Origin of the sequence: Flavobacterium zubiriense (genome assembly GCF_041729725.1) — a bacterium.
Classification (GTDB): Bacteria; Bacteroidota; Bacteroidia; order Flavobacteriales; family Flavobacteriaceae; genus Flavobacterium; species Flavobacterium zubiriense.
Map to the genome: position 1 here is coordinate 274,748 of NZ_JBCFQL010000002.1, position 15,802 is coordinate 290,549.

Sequence of the window (15,802 nt, forward strand, 5' to 3'; positions counted from 1 at the left end):
TTTTATGGTTAAACTTTAGAATCGTCATTACCTCTAGGATGCGCACCAACATAGATTTTTTTCAACTCTGATAAACTGTTGTGAGTATAAACCTGCGTCGAAGCCAAACTAGAATGCCCTAACAACTCCTTAACTGAATTCAAATCAGCTCCATTATTCAATAAATGAGTTGCAAACGTATGTCTTAACATGTGCGGACTTCTCTTTACCTTTTCGGAGACTTTACTAAAGTAAGAATTTATTAAACGATAGACAAAAGATTCACTCAATTTTAATCCTTTTTTTGTCAAAAAAAAATAAGCTTCATCCTTAACAATCTCTAAACCACTCCTCTCCTTAAGATACAAACGCATTTGTTCCATCACCACCGACAAAACGGGAATAATACGTTCTTTACTTCTTTTCCCTAAAACTTTAATCGTTCCATTAGAAAAATCAACCGCATCTAGCTTTAAATGAATCAATTCCGCCCTTCTGATTCCTGTAGAATACAATAATTCAACTAACAACCTGTCTCTAACTCCTTCAAATCCTTTTTCCAGCTCAAAACCCTCCAATACAAGATTCATTTCTTTTTCCGAAAAAGGAATTTGAATTTTCTTAGACACCTTCAAAGACCTATACTTCAATAAAGGATTGACTTCTATTTGTTTTATTTTTAAAAGAAATTTATAAAACGCTTTTAGCGAAGCTATTTTTCTGTTCACAGAAATTGTAGACAAACCATCTTCAACTAAAGACACAACCCAAGACCGGATTTGAACATACTCAACCGAAACAATATCCTGCTGATTAAAATTTGCCGCATTGTATTCCTGAAAATCAGACACGTCTTTCACATAAGCACAAAGTGTATGAGGAGAATACTTTTTCTCTTTTTGAAGATAATCTGTAAATGCTTCTAAATTTGTAGCCATAAAAAAACCGTTAGCATCAAATTTATAAAAAATCTGACCACTAACGGTTATATTTGTTTCAAAAAGAAAACTACTAACTCTCTAAACCATCTTTCATGTTTTGGATGTAAGCCGCTTTTTGGAATTTCATTCTATTTTTAACTGACGGCTTAATGAAAGCTGTACGAGCTCTTAATTGACGAACTGTTCCAGTTTTATCAAATTTTCTTTTATAGCGCTTTAATGCTCTATCGATATTTTCTCCGTCTTTAATTGGTATAATTAACATAATTTTGACACCTCCTCTCGTTAAGGCTGCAAAAGTAATTATTAATTATTAATTATGAGTTATGAATTTTGACTTATTTTTAAATTAAGATAAAAGAACATAGAATAAAGAAAATAGATTTCATCATTGTTGATTAAAAAACTTCTTTATTCTTTATTCTTTATTCTTTATTCTTTATTCTTTATTCTTTATTCTTTATTCTTTATTCTTTATTCTTTATTCTTTATTCTTTCAACAAATTTCTCGAAATCACTACTTTTTGAATCTCAGTAGTTCCTTCCCCAATGGTACACAACTTAGCATCTCTATAGAATTTTTCTACTGGAAAATCTTTGGTAAATCCATAACCTCCATGAATTTGGACTGCTTCATTAGCTACTTTTACACATACTTCAGAAGCATACATCTTAGCCATAGCTCCAGCAGTAGTCACAGGACGATGTTGCTGCTTTAAGAAAGCCGCTTTATGTAATAATAATTCTGAAGCTTCAATTTCTGTAGCCATATCCACTAATTTAAAAGAAATTCCCTGAAATTCAGAAATAGCTTTTCCAAACTGATACCTTTCTTTCGAATATTTTAAAGCCGCTTCATAAGCTCCTTTTGCAATTCCTAATGATAAGGCTCCAATAGAAATTCTTCCGCCATCTAATATTTTCATTGCCTGAATAAAACCTTCACCTACTTCTCCTAACCTATTCGCGTCTGGAATTCGACAATTATCAAAAACTAATTCGGCAGTTTCACTCGCACGCATGCCTAATTTATTCTCTTTTTTACCAGAAGAAAACCCGACCGTTCCTTTTTCGAACACAAAAGCAGTCATTCCCCTAGAATCTCCTTTTTCACCAGTACGAACAATTACTACCGAAATATCACCAGAAACGGCATGAGTAATAAAGTTTTTTGCTCCGTTTACAATCCAAAAATCACCATCTTTTTTTGCAGTAGTATTCATTCCCGCAGCATCCGATCCTGTATTGTGTTCCGTTAACCCCCAAGCACCTATGTGTTCTCCCGATGCTAATTTAGGAATCCATTTCTTTTTTTGTTCATCGTTACCAAAAGTCAAAATGTGATTTGTACACAAAGAATTATGTGCCGCAACCGATAAACCTATAGAAGGATCAACCTTAGAAAGCTCTTCAACAATGGTAATATATTCATGATAACCTAATCCTGAACCACCTAATTCTTCTGGAACTAAAATACCCATAAAACCCATTTGCCCCAATTGCTTAAACAAAGGAACTGGGAAAAACTGAGCTTCATCCCATTCCATTATATAAGGTCTTATGTTTTTTTCGGCAAAATCTCTAATGGATTGAGCAATCATATTTTGTGTCTCACTATTATCAAAATACATATTATAGTTTTTTTGTTTAAAAGTCCAAATATAAGGCTATAATAGTTGCATTCTCAATAGACATTCCTTTAATTTTTGTTAAATCGGTTGCATTTTTAATATCCCCATAACTACTTCGGTAAATAACAATTTCTCGTGCCAAACTGTATTTGAAATAAGGAAACTGAGTCAATTCCTTCACCGAAGCGTTATTAATATCTATTTTTTTTAAACTAGGAAGAGTTCCAACTTTAAAATTAGTATTCAATTGTTCAATAACTTCAGGTGACAATCCCCAGACATCTTTCATTTGATCCATAGAAACAAAACCGCCCAAACTCTCTTTGAACTTTAAAATTCGCTTCGAAATCACATCACCTATTCCATAAATTTTAATTAAATCTTCGTGAGTAGCCTGATTAATATCCTTAACAATCAATTTCTCTTTTTTTGAAAAATAGGCTGGATTTGTTTTCGAAAAAGCAGCCGACTTAGCCAATGATTTATTTTTAACCCAATCAGGAAATTTAAAATAAGGAGCTATAACCGCCAATAAAGAATCAGAAACACCCGTGATTAATTGAAATTCCTTGACTGAATTGACATACTTATTTTCTTTTCGAAAAGCCTGAAGTTTATCAATCTCCTCCACTGACATACCGAGTTGATAACCTTTGTAATCCGTGATAAAATTTGGATTAAAAGGATACAATTTAATCGTTTGCTGTTTTAGTTGGTTTTCAAGAACATTGATTTCAGAATGCATTGCAAGCCATTTTTGCTCTACTAAATCTACTTTTGGAGTAGTTTTAAAATCTACTAAGAAAGAAACAAACTGAATTACAATTATAATAAAAAACAGTCCCAGAATTCCTCTTTGCTGTTCTTTTGTAAATTGAAAACAATCCATACTCTTTTTAAAAATCATTGCTTTGAACATTAAATCTTACAAGATAAATTTACAAATAATTTTTAATCTAATTCAAAAACATAATTATTGTTTTTCCATAAAAAACTATACTTTTGAAACATTATAACCAAAAAAACACAATACCATGTCTATCTGGAGAAGAAAACCATTGAGCCAACTTTTAGCCGAAGCCGAAGATTCTGAAAAAGGATTAAAAAAAACACTAACAGCTCCTGGTCTTGTTGCATTAGGTATAGGAGCCATTATTGGTGCTGGATTATTTTCAATAACCGGTCTCGCCGCTTCGCTAAATGCAGGTCCAGCAATAACCATTTCTTTTCTTATTGCTGCTTTGGGTTGTATTTTTGCAGGTTTGTGCTATGCTGAATTTTCATCGATGATTCCTGTTGCAGGAAGTGCTTACACCTATTCCTTTGCAACAATGGGAGAATTTATAGCTTGGATAATTGGTTGGGATTTAGTGCTCGAATACGCTGTAGGAGCCGCAACGGTCTCTATTAGTTGGTCTCGCTATCTAGGTAAATTATTAGAAGGTTATGGAATTCACCTTAGTGATTCGTATATGCTTTCTCCTTTCGAAGGTGGAATAATTAATCTTCCGGCCGTATTTATTGTTATGGCTGTATCAATGATTTTAATAAGAGGAACTAAAGAATCCGCTTTATTTAACGGAATTATCGTTTTATTAAAAGTATCCATTGTATTAATTTTTATTGCCGTGGGATGGCAATATATCAAACCTGAAAACTACACGCCTTACATTCCTGAAAATACTGGAAAATTTGGAGAGTTTGGTTTCTCAGGAATTATTAGAGCTGCGGCTATTGTGTTTTTTGCTTATATTGGCTTTGATGCTGTTTCGACTGCTGCGCAAGAAGCTAAAAATCCAAAAAGAGACATGCCTATTGGTATTTTATTATCATTAGCAATTTGTACGGTGTTATATATCTTGTTTGCTCACGTTATGACAGGTGTTATCAATTACCAAGCTTTTGCAGGAAAAGACGGAATTGCCCCTGTTGCTATTGCAGTTGAAGCCATGGGGCCTACTGGAGCTAACGGAATGATTACCCCCGCTTATCCCTGGTTGAATAATGCTATTTTACTAGCTATTCTGGGCGGTTATTCTTCTGTTATATTAGTTCTTTTAATGGGGCAAAGTCGTGTATTTTTCTCGATGAGTAGAGATGGTTTAATTCCAAAAGTTTTTTCTGAAGTTCATGAAAAATTTAGAACTCCTGCTAAAAACAATTTATTGTTTATGTTAATTGTAAGTGTTTTTGCTGCTTTTGTTCCTGCAAGAGTAGTTGGCGAGATGACTAGTATCGGTACTTTGTTTGCTTTTATTTTAGTATGTCTCGGCGTATTGATTATGCGTAAAAAAATGCCTGAAGCACCAAGAGCTTTTAGAACTCCTCTTGTTCCTTTTGTTCCTATTGCGGGAGTTATCGTTTGTTTATTTATGATGGTATTTTTGCCATTAGACACCTGGATTAGACTTATCGTTTGGATGATGATTGGTTTTGATTTGTACCTATTCTACGGAATGAAAAATAGTGTTCTAAATAAAGGACAATACAGTTTAAAAAATCAAAAAACAGTTTCAGGATCTGGATTAGGAATGGTGTTCATACTTGTTGTCATTGCTTTCATACACCATAGCGACCCTAATTTAAATGACACTTATTTGTTTTATTTTTCATTATTTTTCTCTATAATTCATGCTTTTGTTTATGGCTACAGTTTCAAAAAAGCAAAATAATTAACTCATTATAATAAAAAAAGGGACTCTTAAAAATATTTTAGAGTCCCTTTTTTATTGCATTTTAAAATTACAAATCAAAAACAGAGGTCCTTTTAGCTCTAATTAAATCCTTCAAACGAATCCAAAAAGCCAAAGTTAAGTAAATCCCAAAACCTAGCCCTACAGTTACAAATGAAATGTAAATAAAAAACAATCGAACGCTGGTAACTCGCATTCCCAAACTATCTGCAAGTCGTGAAGAAACTTGAAATCCGTATTTTTCGAAAAAAAACTTAAGTTTTATGATTGCCGACATGATTTAAACTGTTTTAAGAATGAGGTAAAATTACAAAAATAATACACAATAGCAACCACTAACTTTTTTTCAACAACTCGGTTCCAATAGCACATTCCAAACATTTTCCTGCACTACAATACTCATTTCTCAATTGCAACAAAGACTGGGTCTCAAACGAATTATTGGCTTTTATTCCAAAAAAACTAAACTTATCTATAATACTATTTCTCTCGGGAGCAACGGAAACTAAGGTTGTCATCAAATCCTCTGCTATCTCCTTCCCTAGACTTTTAGCATAAGCAAACTGAATGGGGATAATGGTATTAATGAGTAATAAATCTACAAAAGATTTGGAGAGTTTTTTTAATTTCTTCGGACTCACTTTATCAAATTGGTAATGCGTTTCCCAATAAGTCGATGTACTTACTTGAAACAATTGATAAATGGTGTCAATGGAAAAATTATTATTAATTTTCGAAAATAAATTTTGATGCAAATGATACAAATGAGCCAATTGTGAAAGCCGAATGGTTGGGAAATTATCTGGACGATGTTTAAAAAACTGAACTTGCCCTTCGCTTTCTGGCTCTAATTGGTATTTATGTAGTAGATAAAAATACCTGAATTTTAAATCTTTGAAATAAGCATCTTCTTTCTCTGAATCCAACAAAGCTGCTTTTCCAAACAAAAGCGCCTCTAAATTCTCTACTTCAAAACTTTCTTTTCTTATTATGGTAAAAGAAATTGATTTGGCAACTTTGAAAAAAGTTTCGCCATTGGTATTCAATCCAAAATTTTTAGCCAGCATACAAAACAATACTGCTTCCCAATCCATATTAGTTTGTTCTAACAACTCATAAATTGCTTTTGATTTTCTTTCTAAACGCTCAAAAAACAAACGTTCCTGCCAATTTTTTAAAACAAAATCATCAAAATCTTGTAGTTGTTTTTCGCAAAAGATCCATGATTTTGGAGTCAATAGCTTTTGATAATTTACTAAAACCTCTTTTTCAACATAATTTTTAAGTTCTAAAACAGGGATTTCAGTATTATTTTTTCTAAAAACTTCGGTGTCGTGTTCCCAAACCACATGAAGGATCACATTTTCATAAGCAGTATCTTTTTCATGATGATGCACATACCAATCGGAAGATTTCAGATGGATTTCTACATTACCCGCCCATTTTTGGTTCCCAATAATAATTTGGGCATTAAAAAAATCTGGACCCGCTTGTTGTAAATATTGACCAACATTGATGATGGTAATTTCTTGATCGCTAGAAGTTTTTAAATTCAGTGCATCAAACTTCTTGAATTTCCATAAATAGTGTAAAAAATCTTCTTTCATCATAATGACTTAAAAAATAAATACACTAATTTAATGAAAAAGCCTACACGAAAAACTTTAGAATTGATTTTCTTACTGCATAAGATACAAACGGGCACAAGCTCTAGCATCAGACAATGCTTCGTGGTGATTCAACTGAATATTCATTGCACGGCAACAATCACTAAGTTTAGTAGGCTTTAAGCCTTTGGCTTTATAAATTTTTACGGTACATTCCCATCGTGAAGCAATATCCAAATCGGCGTAATCTAAACCGTAATACGCCATGGATTTAGCCAAAACATTTCGATCAAAACTCTCGTTGTGTGCTACAACCACTCTATTTTGAAGTCGTTTTTGAATTTCAGGAAATACTTGAAGGAAATTTTTCTCCCGCGCCGTATCACTTGGATAAATCCCATGCACTTGAATGGTAAATGGCGAATACAAATTATTAGGTGGTTTGATTAAAGTTACAAACTCATCTACAACAATTCCGTTCTCCACCGTAACAATCCCTACAGAACAGGGATGAAAAGCAGTAGCGGTTTCAAAATCTATGGCGGTAAAGGTCATAATAAAAAAACTAATTAAAGAAATTCCATATCAATCCAAAACGAATAGTCATATCGCGATACGGATTATTAGGTGCCGAATAATAATTATTTCCTGTATAAGCCGCATTAAAATGTTCCGCTTTTATATAAATTCTGGTGCGTTGTATTTTAGCGTTGATAAAGAAATCAAGGTTAGGGTAATTTCCAATTTCCTTTTTATTTTGAATAAAAAATTCTCCAATAACCGGATTGTAATCGTTAGCAAAATAATTGGTAAAATAATTCAAAGTGATTCCTGCTTGAAGAAACAAGGCTCTTTTAAAGAAATAATTAGTAAAATACAAGGTGTTGCGAGTAACTAATTCCGGCACATTCAATATGGCATCTTGCTGATCTACTTTTTGATACAAAACCGTATTATTCAACGCAAATTTCCCAAAAGTAATCTCCTTATTCAATTTAAGAGACAAATAATTAATGGTTCCACTATATTGATTTGGAGTAACTATTTGCTGCAATTCATCGGTTGCTACATTTTCAAAATACAAATGATCGGTGAGCGTCGACAACTCTAACGAAGCTTCAAACCAAGGTGTTACTGCATCTCCACTAATTACATTAATTTTTTCGTTTTTAAAATCATTCGACCAATTGTATCCTACATAATTACTTTGGTACAAATTATAATTATCGTTAGGCAATTTATTTAGATTTTGATATCCAAAAACAAACTGGAAATCATCATTCAAATTATAATCTAATTTGGCATCTAAATTAGACAAAGACTGATTTGTAATGGATCTTGACAGCAAAAACTTCCCATGCCATTTGTTTTTTTGATATTCATATTGCCCTCCAACACTGTTAATATTTCGAGATAAAGTCGAAGGAATTACTTTTGTTGATATAGTTGGTGTAGTAGAAGGATTTTCGGCATCGTCTCTAATTAATATTCGACTGTAATAATAATTACTACGAAAATCATCTATAAAAAATTGAAATTCTCCTAGTGTTCTGTTTTCGTACTTCAAAGCTGCTTTGTTGTACATCTTGTTGTAACGCGTTTGATCTTTAAGTTCCGAAGTTACAATAGCATCACCAAATCGTTGAACAGCTTGTGTTCCCACTGCCGAAAGTAATGTAGGCTGATAGTATTCGAAGAATTTATTTTCATAATTTAACTGATGCATTACATATAAATTATTATCTCCTTCCGTTGGATTGACTCTAAAAGCATGATCTACAAAAATACGTTTTGCTCTTATAAAAGATTCGGCATCCGTTAGAAAAACCTGCAAACGTTGTCTGTTTTCAAAGTCTGGATTTTCGCTTTCAAAATCTTCTACGGTTGTAATTCCGCCATTTTCTTCATTTAAAGCATCCTGAGAAACAAAATGTGCATTTAGAAGATAACGTTTACTTAGAGTATGATAACTTGACGTAAACCTAAAACTTCCAGTAGTAGTAAACTGATTGATGTATTTTCCTTCTGAACGCAAACCTTTGTAAGCAATAGAAAAATTAAGATTAGGCGCCAAATTTAATGTGAAAAATGAGTCTACCGAATGTCCTCTTCCCAAAGTAGATTTAAAAAACAATTCGGTAACAGGAGTAGCAACTGAACTATACCTAATTTGATTTGCCTCTAAAAAATTAAACTGTTTTCCTTTGAAACCAAATTCTGGATAAGGTGAATAATCAGTCAAACTGTACTGAAGTGTATTGTAAGGCTGTCCTTCATTTGGGAAAGCCAATAATCCAAAAAGATCTCTTCTAAGATAATTGTGACTGTATTCTCTTTGAATAGTAAGCGAAGTATCTAAATAAGTGGTATCTCTTTCTAAAGTAATAAAACGGTACAAATCAATTGATGCAACTTTGGCTGTATCTTTATCCTTATCATTTGCTCCTTTCAACCTGTCCGAAAAACTTCTTTTAGGCTCTTCTTCTCTTGAATCTACTTGAGAAAACACCAATGTGGGTACTACTAAAAAATATAAAAAAAAGAGAATTCTCATTCGGAATAGCTATATAATTTGGGTTCTATTTCAAAACTAATAATGAAGCAAAGGTAAACGATAAAAGCGTATAAAAAAACAACTTAATTCTACCTTCTTTTCAAGTAAACGTTAGAATAACGAACTATTATCTTAAAAATTTTATAATCTTTGCTTTTCAAAAAATCTTCTATATGCTTGCCTCTACTTTTTCTCAACTTATTCTTGAAGCAGGAACCGACGAAGCGGGTCGCGGTTGTCTTGCTGGGCCCGTAACTGCTGCTGCAATCATCCTACCTCAAACTTTCAACAATTCTATTCTAAACGACAGTAAACAACTTTCTGAAAAAGTTAGAGAACAATTACGCCCCATAATCGAAGAACAAGCCGTTACTTTTGCCGTTACCCATTTGCTTCCAAATGAAATTGACGAAATCAATATCCTAAACGCTTCTATGAAAGGCATGCAAGAATCGGTTTTGAAATTAAATCTTGTCCCTGAGTTTATTATTGTGGATGGTAATAGAGCTTTGAATGCCAAATTAGGTCTAAAAAATACCACAGGAAAACAATTCACAACTGAGGAAATCGAATTACTAAAATCAATTCCGAATCAAAGTATTATTAAAGGAGATTCGAAATATTTGAGCATTGCAGCCGCTTCCGTTTTGGCAAAAACCTATCGCGATGAATACATGAACAAGATTCACGAAGAATTCCCGATGTACAATTGGAAAAAAAACAAAGGCTATCCTACCAAAGAACATCGCGAAGCTATTCGGAAATATGGCACTACAAAATACCACAGAATGAGTTTTCGATTGTTGCCGGAACAGCTGGTTTTAGATTTATGATTGAAGATTAACGATTTTTGATTTCAGATTTACTACTGCGTGCAAAATTTACCGCAAAGTTCTCAAAGTTTTTTTGCTACGAAGACGCAAAGGGAAAAAGAAAAATCAGTGTAAATCTGCTAAAATCCGTTAGATCTGTGTTCCAAAAAACATGGAATTTAATTAAAATTCAGCTTCGAATAAATCTGTAAAATGTTTCAGGATTTTTGATTTTACTTCAGCTTCATCGACTTTTTCGACACCAAGTTCTACATTTAAAGTAGTCACTGCTTTTCCACGAATTCCACAAGGAATAATATTATCAAAATAACCCAAATCGGCATTGACGTTTAGCGCAAATCCGTGCATGGTTACCCAACGCGAAGCGCGCACACCCATAGCACAAATTTTACGGGCAAATGGCGTTCCTACTCCAAGCCAAACTCCTGTTTCACCATCACTACGTCCGGATGCTACACCATATTCGGCTAAAGTCAGAATAATAGCTTCTTCCAGAAAACGCAAATATTTATGAATATCTGTAAAAAAATTTTCTAAGTCCAAAATGGGATAACCTACAATTTGTCCCGGGCCGTGATAGGTAATATCACCACCACGATTGATTTTGTAGAAAGTAGCACCTTTAGCTTCGAGCTGTTTTTCGGACAACAATAAATTCTCTAAATCGCCGCTTTTCCCTAAAGTATAAACATGCGGATGTTCGACAAAAAGTAAATAATTTGGCGTTGGAATTTGCGTTTCTTCTCTACGGTTTTGAATTTTCAAGTCGACAATACCTTTGAACAATTCTTCCTGATATTCCCAAGTCGATTTGTAATCTTTAGTACCTAAATCTTGAAGTTGGATTTTTTTGTTCATGTCTCATTTGTGAACTGCAAAAATACAATTAATTATTTTCTTTTGCCACGAAGCCACAAAGTCACCAAAAACAAACGAAAAATATATCCTACCGCAAATTATTTTTTCCTTATTTCTAAAAAAAATAAAGAATTCAAACTCTGCCTTAATTAGTCACAACATTTCCCAAGAAACTCAAAGCATAAGGAGAAGTAAAAAATTTGCGAATTTGCGGTCATTTTTTTTTAATCTATTCAAAAACCACATTCAGATTCAACTTTTCCGGATTCTCTGAGTAATCAGTAAAAGGATATTCAACAGTAATGGTTTTTCTGTCGGCACTAAATAACGCATCGGGATTAGAAACCGATTTTACAGCTTTAGGAAAATGGTATTTCAAAGTATATTTGGACGAAGCAAAAATCATTTTAGCCATTCCCAGAGAATCATTTTTCACTTTATCCAAAGCTTCTTTATTCATTGTAGCGCTACGAGTAAATGTTTTGCCATTATAGGAATAATCTACTTTTGCATTACTCCCCAAACCATCTGTCAAAGGATTAGCCATTCCTCCATTATCTGATTTTCCTTTTAAATCATTTAATATTTTAAATCCATCCATCATGTTTTGCAAATCGGCTACACTTTTAAAAGGCGTATCCATAGAGAATAAAAACTGTTGTTTTTCAGCATTCATTTTTATACGCATCACAAAATTCTCCATTTTTTTCAATGCTGCTTGTTGCTCTGGTGACAATTTAGCAATACTATCCTTTTTAGCTTCAAAAATTTCTTTGAATGAAAAAGTAGAGTCAATAACCTTAGTGTCTTTTTTTTGATTTAAACCTTCCGACAATTTATCCCCAGCCATCGCCATCAATCCTGCTCCATCCATTTCTAATGCAAAAGTTCCGGTTCCGTCGTCTTTTACATTTAGGTTTTCGGTGAAGTTGCAGCTAGAAAATACCAATAAGAAAGTAAGAAAAAGTAGAAATTTTGATTTCATCGTGCTTTTGAATTTTTTTCCAAATATACAAAGGAGGTTTCAATTCTTTTATTCATAATTTGAAAAAAAGAATTTCTAGTATAGCCCCGATAGTAGTGAAAATCCTTTTTTGTCCGCTGCAGCGGACAAAAAAGATTGCAACGGATAGCGGGACAAATTATGATTAAAAACGGAGATTTTCAGCTCATAAAATTTCTAAAATCATTTTCAAATTTTCAAATTGCCACATTTTCAAATTTGACTATCTTTGCGGTCTTAAAAATCAGACTATAATGGCATTATCCGAACAAGAAATCATCCGAAGAGAAAAACTTCAATCTTTACGCAACTTAGGAATCAATCCTTATCCTGCTAATCTTTTTCCTGTAAATCATACTTCGAAGCAGATTAAGGAATCTTTCGAAGAAGGGAAAAAAGTGATTGTTGCTGGGCGTTTGATGAGTGTGAGAGATCAAGGAAAAGCTTGTTTTGCTGAATTGCAGGATAGCGAAGGACGTATTCAATTGTACGTGAATCGCGATGTTTTATGTGAAGGTGATGATAAAACTTTGTACAACCAAGTATTCAAAAAACTGACCGATTTAGGTGATTTTATTGGTATTGAAGGCGAATTGTTTACCACCAAAGTTGGTGCGCAATGTATTCGTGTGGACGAATTCACTTTTTTGAGTAAAACGTTGCGTCCGCTTCCTTTACCAAAAGTAGATGAAGATGGAAAAGTGCACGATGCTTTTAACGATGCCGAATTGCGTTACCGTATGCGTTATGTGGATTTAACGGTAAACCAAAACGTAAAAGATACTTTTATCAAACGTACTAAATTGTTCAACGCTATGCGTGGATTCTTTAATGATGCTGGATATCTAGAAGTGGAAACTCCTGTTTTACAAGCCATTCCGGGTGGTGCTGCAGCACGTCCGTTTATTACGCACCATAATTCATTGGACATTCCGTTGTACATGCGTATTGCGAATGAATTGTATTTAAAAAGACTAATTGTTGGTGGATTTGATGGTGTGTATGAGTTTTCGAAAAACTTCCGTAATGAAGGAATGGACAGAACACACAACCCAGAATTCACAGCAATGGAAATATATGTAGCCTACAAAGACTACAACTGGATGATGGAATTTACCGAGAAATTGTTAGAGCATTGTGCTATTGGCGTGAATGGAACTAGCGAAGCTACTTTTGGCGAACACCAAATTAGTTTCAAAGCGCCTTATGCGCGTGTAACGATGACCGATTCTATCAAACATTTTACCGGTTTTGATATTTCTGGAAAAAGCGAAGCTGAATTATATGAAGCAGCTAAAGGAATGGGAATCGAAGTAGATCAAACCATGGGAAAAGGAAAATTGATTGATGAGATTTTTGGAGCGAAATGCGAAGGGAATTATATTCAGCCAACGTTCATTACTGATTATCCAAAAGAAATGTCTCCGCTTTGTAAAGAACACCGCGACAATCCTGAATTGACGGAGCGTTTTGAGTTAATGGTTTGTGGTAAAGAAGTAGCAAATGCATACTCTGAATTAAATGACCCAATTGATCAAAGAGAACGTTTTGAAGACCAAATGCGTCTTGCTGCCAAAGGTGATGATGAAGCAAATGGAATTATCGATGAAGATTTCTTGAGAGCATTAGAATACGGAATGCCTCCAACATCTGGATTAGGAATAGGAATGGATCGCTTGATGATGTTCTTGACGAATAATGCTTCTATCCAAGAAGTATTGTTGTTTCCGCAAATGCGTCCAGAGAAAAAACAGTCAAAACAATTTGTAATAACTGGTGATGAAAAATTAATATTTGACATATTAGAAAAGTCAACTAAAATGGAATTAGTTGATTTAAAACAAAAATCCTTTTTATCTGGAAAAAAATGGGATAAAGCAATTAAAGAATTAAGAACTTTAGGATTTATAAAAATTCACACAGAAAATGAAATTAAATATGTTGAAGATATTTTTTTAAAAAATGAATCAACCGGTGAAGAACCATTCTTCTCTGAATTAAATATTTAAAACAAAATATTTAAAATATTCATTTAATCAGTTTGATAATAACATTGATAACTGGTTATGATTGTAGTTTGTTCCTTAAATTGGGTTTAGGCATTTTGTATGATTGTATAACTTGTTATTTAAATAAATCAAAACTTATGGAAAAAATAAAAAACGGCGTGTTTAAAACTTTGACTGCGTGAGCACAATTTTATCACAAACTACAATCATAATGAATAGTTCAAAGTATAGGGTTCGAATCCCTTCTCACGCGCACAAAAAAAGAGCTTTAAATTAAGCTCTTTTTTTATTTTAAACTAACAAAGCCGCTTTATTGTCAATATCATTTTGAGCGAGTAAGGATTCGATGTTATTGAAAGTCACTAGAGCAATCTGCGTTAAAGCTTCATTGGTAAAAAAAGCCTGATGCGCTGTAACCAAAACATTCGGAAAACTCATTAAACGCTGAATGGCATCGTCCTGAATAATATCTTCTGAAAGATCTCTGAAAAAAAGTTTTTCTTCCTGTTCGTAAACATCAATGCCTAAATAGCCTACTTTACCTTTTTTTAATGCTTTAATTACATCCGAAGTTTGAATTAATGCTCCTCGGCTTGTATTGATAATCATCACATGTTCTTTCATTATCGAAAGTGATTTTTTATCTATAAGATGTTTTGTTTTTTCATTCAACGGACAATGCAACGAAATAATATCCGATTCTTTAAAAATAGTTTCTAATGAGACAAAAGTTACTCCGTTCTTCTCCATTTCCGAATCGGTAACGATGTCAAAAGCCAAAACTTTACAACCAAAACCTGTAATGATTTTAGCAAACGCTTTTCCAATATTTCCTGTTCCAATAATCCCAACCGTTTTTCCATGCAAATCAAAGCCCAACAATCCGTTTAAAGAAAAATTTTGTTCCCGAACTCGATTGTATGCCTTATGAGTTTTTCTGTTCAATGTCAAAATCATTGCCATGGCATGTTCCGCAACCGCTTCTGGAGAATAAGCTGGAACGCGACATACTTTTACATTGTGTTTTTTAGCAGCTTCTAAATCGACATTATTGAAACCCGCACAACGCAAAGCAATAATTTTCACTTTTTTTTCTGCTAGTTGTTGGATTACCGACGCATTGACAACATCATTAACAAAAACACAAACCACATCAGTATTGCTAATTAACTTTACTGTTTGCTCATTTAATTGAGTTTCAAAAAAATCTAATTCGTAACCAAAATCGGTGTTGTATTTTTCAAAGAAAACTTGATCGTAAACCTGGGTTGAAAAAAAAGCGACTTTTGATTTTATTGGTAAAATGGGATGTTTCATGAGTTATTTTTAAAGAATTCCTTCTGTTTTAAAGTGTTTTCAAGTTAGGCAATAAATCTTAAAGTAGTTAAGAAATAATTTTATTTAAATACCTATTTTAATTACACACTAAACTAGTGTTATCAAAAACAAAATTACATCAGAATATTAATTATTTAATAGTAGACTTTGTATAAATTAATTTCCCCACTCCGCCGCGGTGGATGTAATTTTGATGAATTTTAAAAAATTTTCAAACTTTAGAAACAGGGAAAAAGAAAATTTATTTTCTTAATAAATTTAAACAGACTCTTAATCGGCATATTAAACCATTCCTGAAAAAATAAGTCTATCTAATAAATAGATTACATTTAGTAACCGTTTAAATTTTAGATATT

Annotated in this window: 14 protein-coding genes; 3 read left to right on the plus strand and 11 right to left on the minus strand. The window is 33.1% G+C overall.

Going from position 1 to position 15,802, the window contains the following annotated elements:
- Positions 1-8: 8 nt before the first annotated feature.
- The 4 genes from AAGV28_RS03225 to AAGV28_RS03240 all read right to left on the minus strand — a co-directional run bounded on the left by AAGV28_RS03225 (position 9) and on the right by AAGV28_RS03240 (position 3,458).
- The gene (locus AAGV28_RS03225; RefSeq protein ID WP_373405379.1) at positions 9-917 is read right to left on the minus strand and encodes a tyrosine-type recombinase/integrase; all 909 of its coding nucleotides are present in this window, start codon (positions 915-917) and stop codon (positions 9-11) included.
- 73 nt (positions 918-990) lie between these two features.
- Entirely contained in the window at positions 991-1,185 is a 195-nt protein-coding gene (gene rpsU, locus AAGV28_RS03230) for a 30S ribosomal protein S21 (RefSeq protein ID WP_373405380.1), read from the minus strand.
- 223 nt (positions 1,186-1,408) lie between these two features.
- Positions 1,409-2,551 carry an acyl-CoA dehydrogenase family protein gene (locus tag AAGV28_RS03235; protein ID WP_373405381.1) on the minus strand — a complete coding sequence of 381 codons (1,143 nt, stop codon included), beginning with the start codon at positions 2,549-2,551 and terminating at the stop codon, positions 1,409-1,411.
- A 16-nt stretch (positions 2,552-2,567) separates the two neighbouring features.
- The gene (locus tag AAGV28_RS03240; protein ID WP_373405382.1) at positions 2,568-3,458 is read right to left on the minus strand and encodes a ComEA family DNA-binding protein; all 891 of its coding nucleotides are present in this window, start codon (positions 3,456-3,458) and stop codon (positions 2,568-2,570) included.
- A 127-nt stretch (positions 3,459-3,585) separates the two neighbouring features.
- Here AAGV28_RS03240 and AAGV28_RS03245 point away from each other — a divergent pair, with 127 nt between their 5' ends.
- A complete protein-coding gene (locus AAGV28_RS03245; protein WP_373405383.1) occupies positions 3,586-5,223 on the plus strand; it encodes an amino acid permease in 1,638 nt (545 codons plus the stop codon).
- A gap of 70 nt (positions 5,224-5,293) precedes the next feature.
- Here AAGV28_RS03245 and AAGV28_RS03250 read toward each other — a convergent pair whose 3' ends face one another.
- The 4 genes from AAGV28_RS03250 to AAGV28_RS03265 form a co-directional block, all read right to left on the minus strand.
- A complete protein-coding gene (locus tag AAGV28_RS03250) occupies positions 5,294-5,521 on the minus strand; it encodes a PspC domain-containing protein (RefSeq protein ID WP_373405384.1) in 228 nt (75 codons plus the stop codon).
- 58 nt (positions 5,522-5,579) lie between these two features.
- On the minus strand, positions 5,580-6,851 hold the full coding sequence (locus AAGV28_RS03255; RefSeq protein ID WP_373405385.1) for a DUF2851 family protein: 1,272 nt from the start codon (positions 6,849-6,851) through the stop codon (positions 5,580-5,582).
- A 72-nt stretch (positions 6,852-6,923) separates the two neighbouring features.
- Positions 6,924-7,406: a 3'-5' exonuclease gene (locus tag AAGV28_RS03260; protein ID WP_373405386.1), complete on the minus strand. Its 483-nt coding sequence runs from the start codon at positions 7,404-7,406 to the stop codon at positions 6,924-6,926.
- A gap of 10 nt (positions 7,407-7,416) precedes the next feature.
- A complete protein-coding gene (locus tag AAGV28_RS03265; RefSeq protein WP_373405387.1) occupies positions 7,417-9,405 on the minus strand; it encodes a putative porin in 1,989 nt (662 codons plus the stop codon).
- 173 nt (positions 9,406-9,578) lie between these two features.
- Here AAGV28_RS03265 and AAGV28_RS03270 point away from each other — a divergent pair, with 173 nt between their 5' ends.
- Positions 9,579-10,238, plus strand: a complete 660-nt coding sequence (locus AAGV28_RS03270) for a ribonuclease HII (RefSeq protein ID WP_373405388.1) — start codon at positions 9,579-9,581, stop codon at positions 10,236-10,238.
- Between the two features lie 162 nt (positions 10,239-10,400).
- Here AAGV28_RS03270 and lipB read toward each other — a convergent pair whose 3' ends face one another.
- Both lipB and AAGV28_RS03280 read right to left on the minus strand, forming a co-directional pair.
- Positions 10,401-11,096, minus strand: coding sequence for a lipoyl(octanoyl) transferase LipB (gene lipB / locus AAGV28_RS03275; RefSeq protein WP_373405389.1), 696 nt, complete (start codon positions 11,094-11,096; stop codon positions 10,401-10,403).
- 229 nt (positions 11,097-11,325) lie between these two features.
- Entirely contained in the window at positions 11,326-12,081 is a 756-nt protein-coding gene (locus AAGV28_RS03280) for a hypothetical protein (RefSeq protein WP_373405390.1), read from the minus strand.
- A gap of 272 nt (positions 12,082-12,353) precedes the next feature.
- Between AAGV28_RS03280 and lysS the strand changes: the two genes are divergently transcribed.
- Positions 12,354-14,108: a lysine--tRNA ligase gene (gene lysS, locus AAGV28_RS03285; RefSeq protein WP_373405391.1), complete on the plus strand. Its 1,755-nt coding sequence runs from the start codon at positions 12,354-12,356 to the stop codon at positions 14,106-14,108.
- Positions 14,109-14,399: 291 nt separating this feature from the next.
- Here the strand turns inward: lysS and AAGV28_RS03290 are convergent, their stop codons facing one another.
- Complete coding sequence (locus tag AAGV28_RS03290) at positions 14,400-15,425, minus strand: 2-hydroxyacid dehydrogenase (RefSeq protein ID WP_373405392.1); 1,026 nt, start codon at positions 15,423-15,425, stop codon at positions 14,400-14,402.
- Between the last annotated feature and the right edge of the window lie 377 nt (positions 15,426-15,802).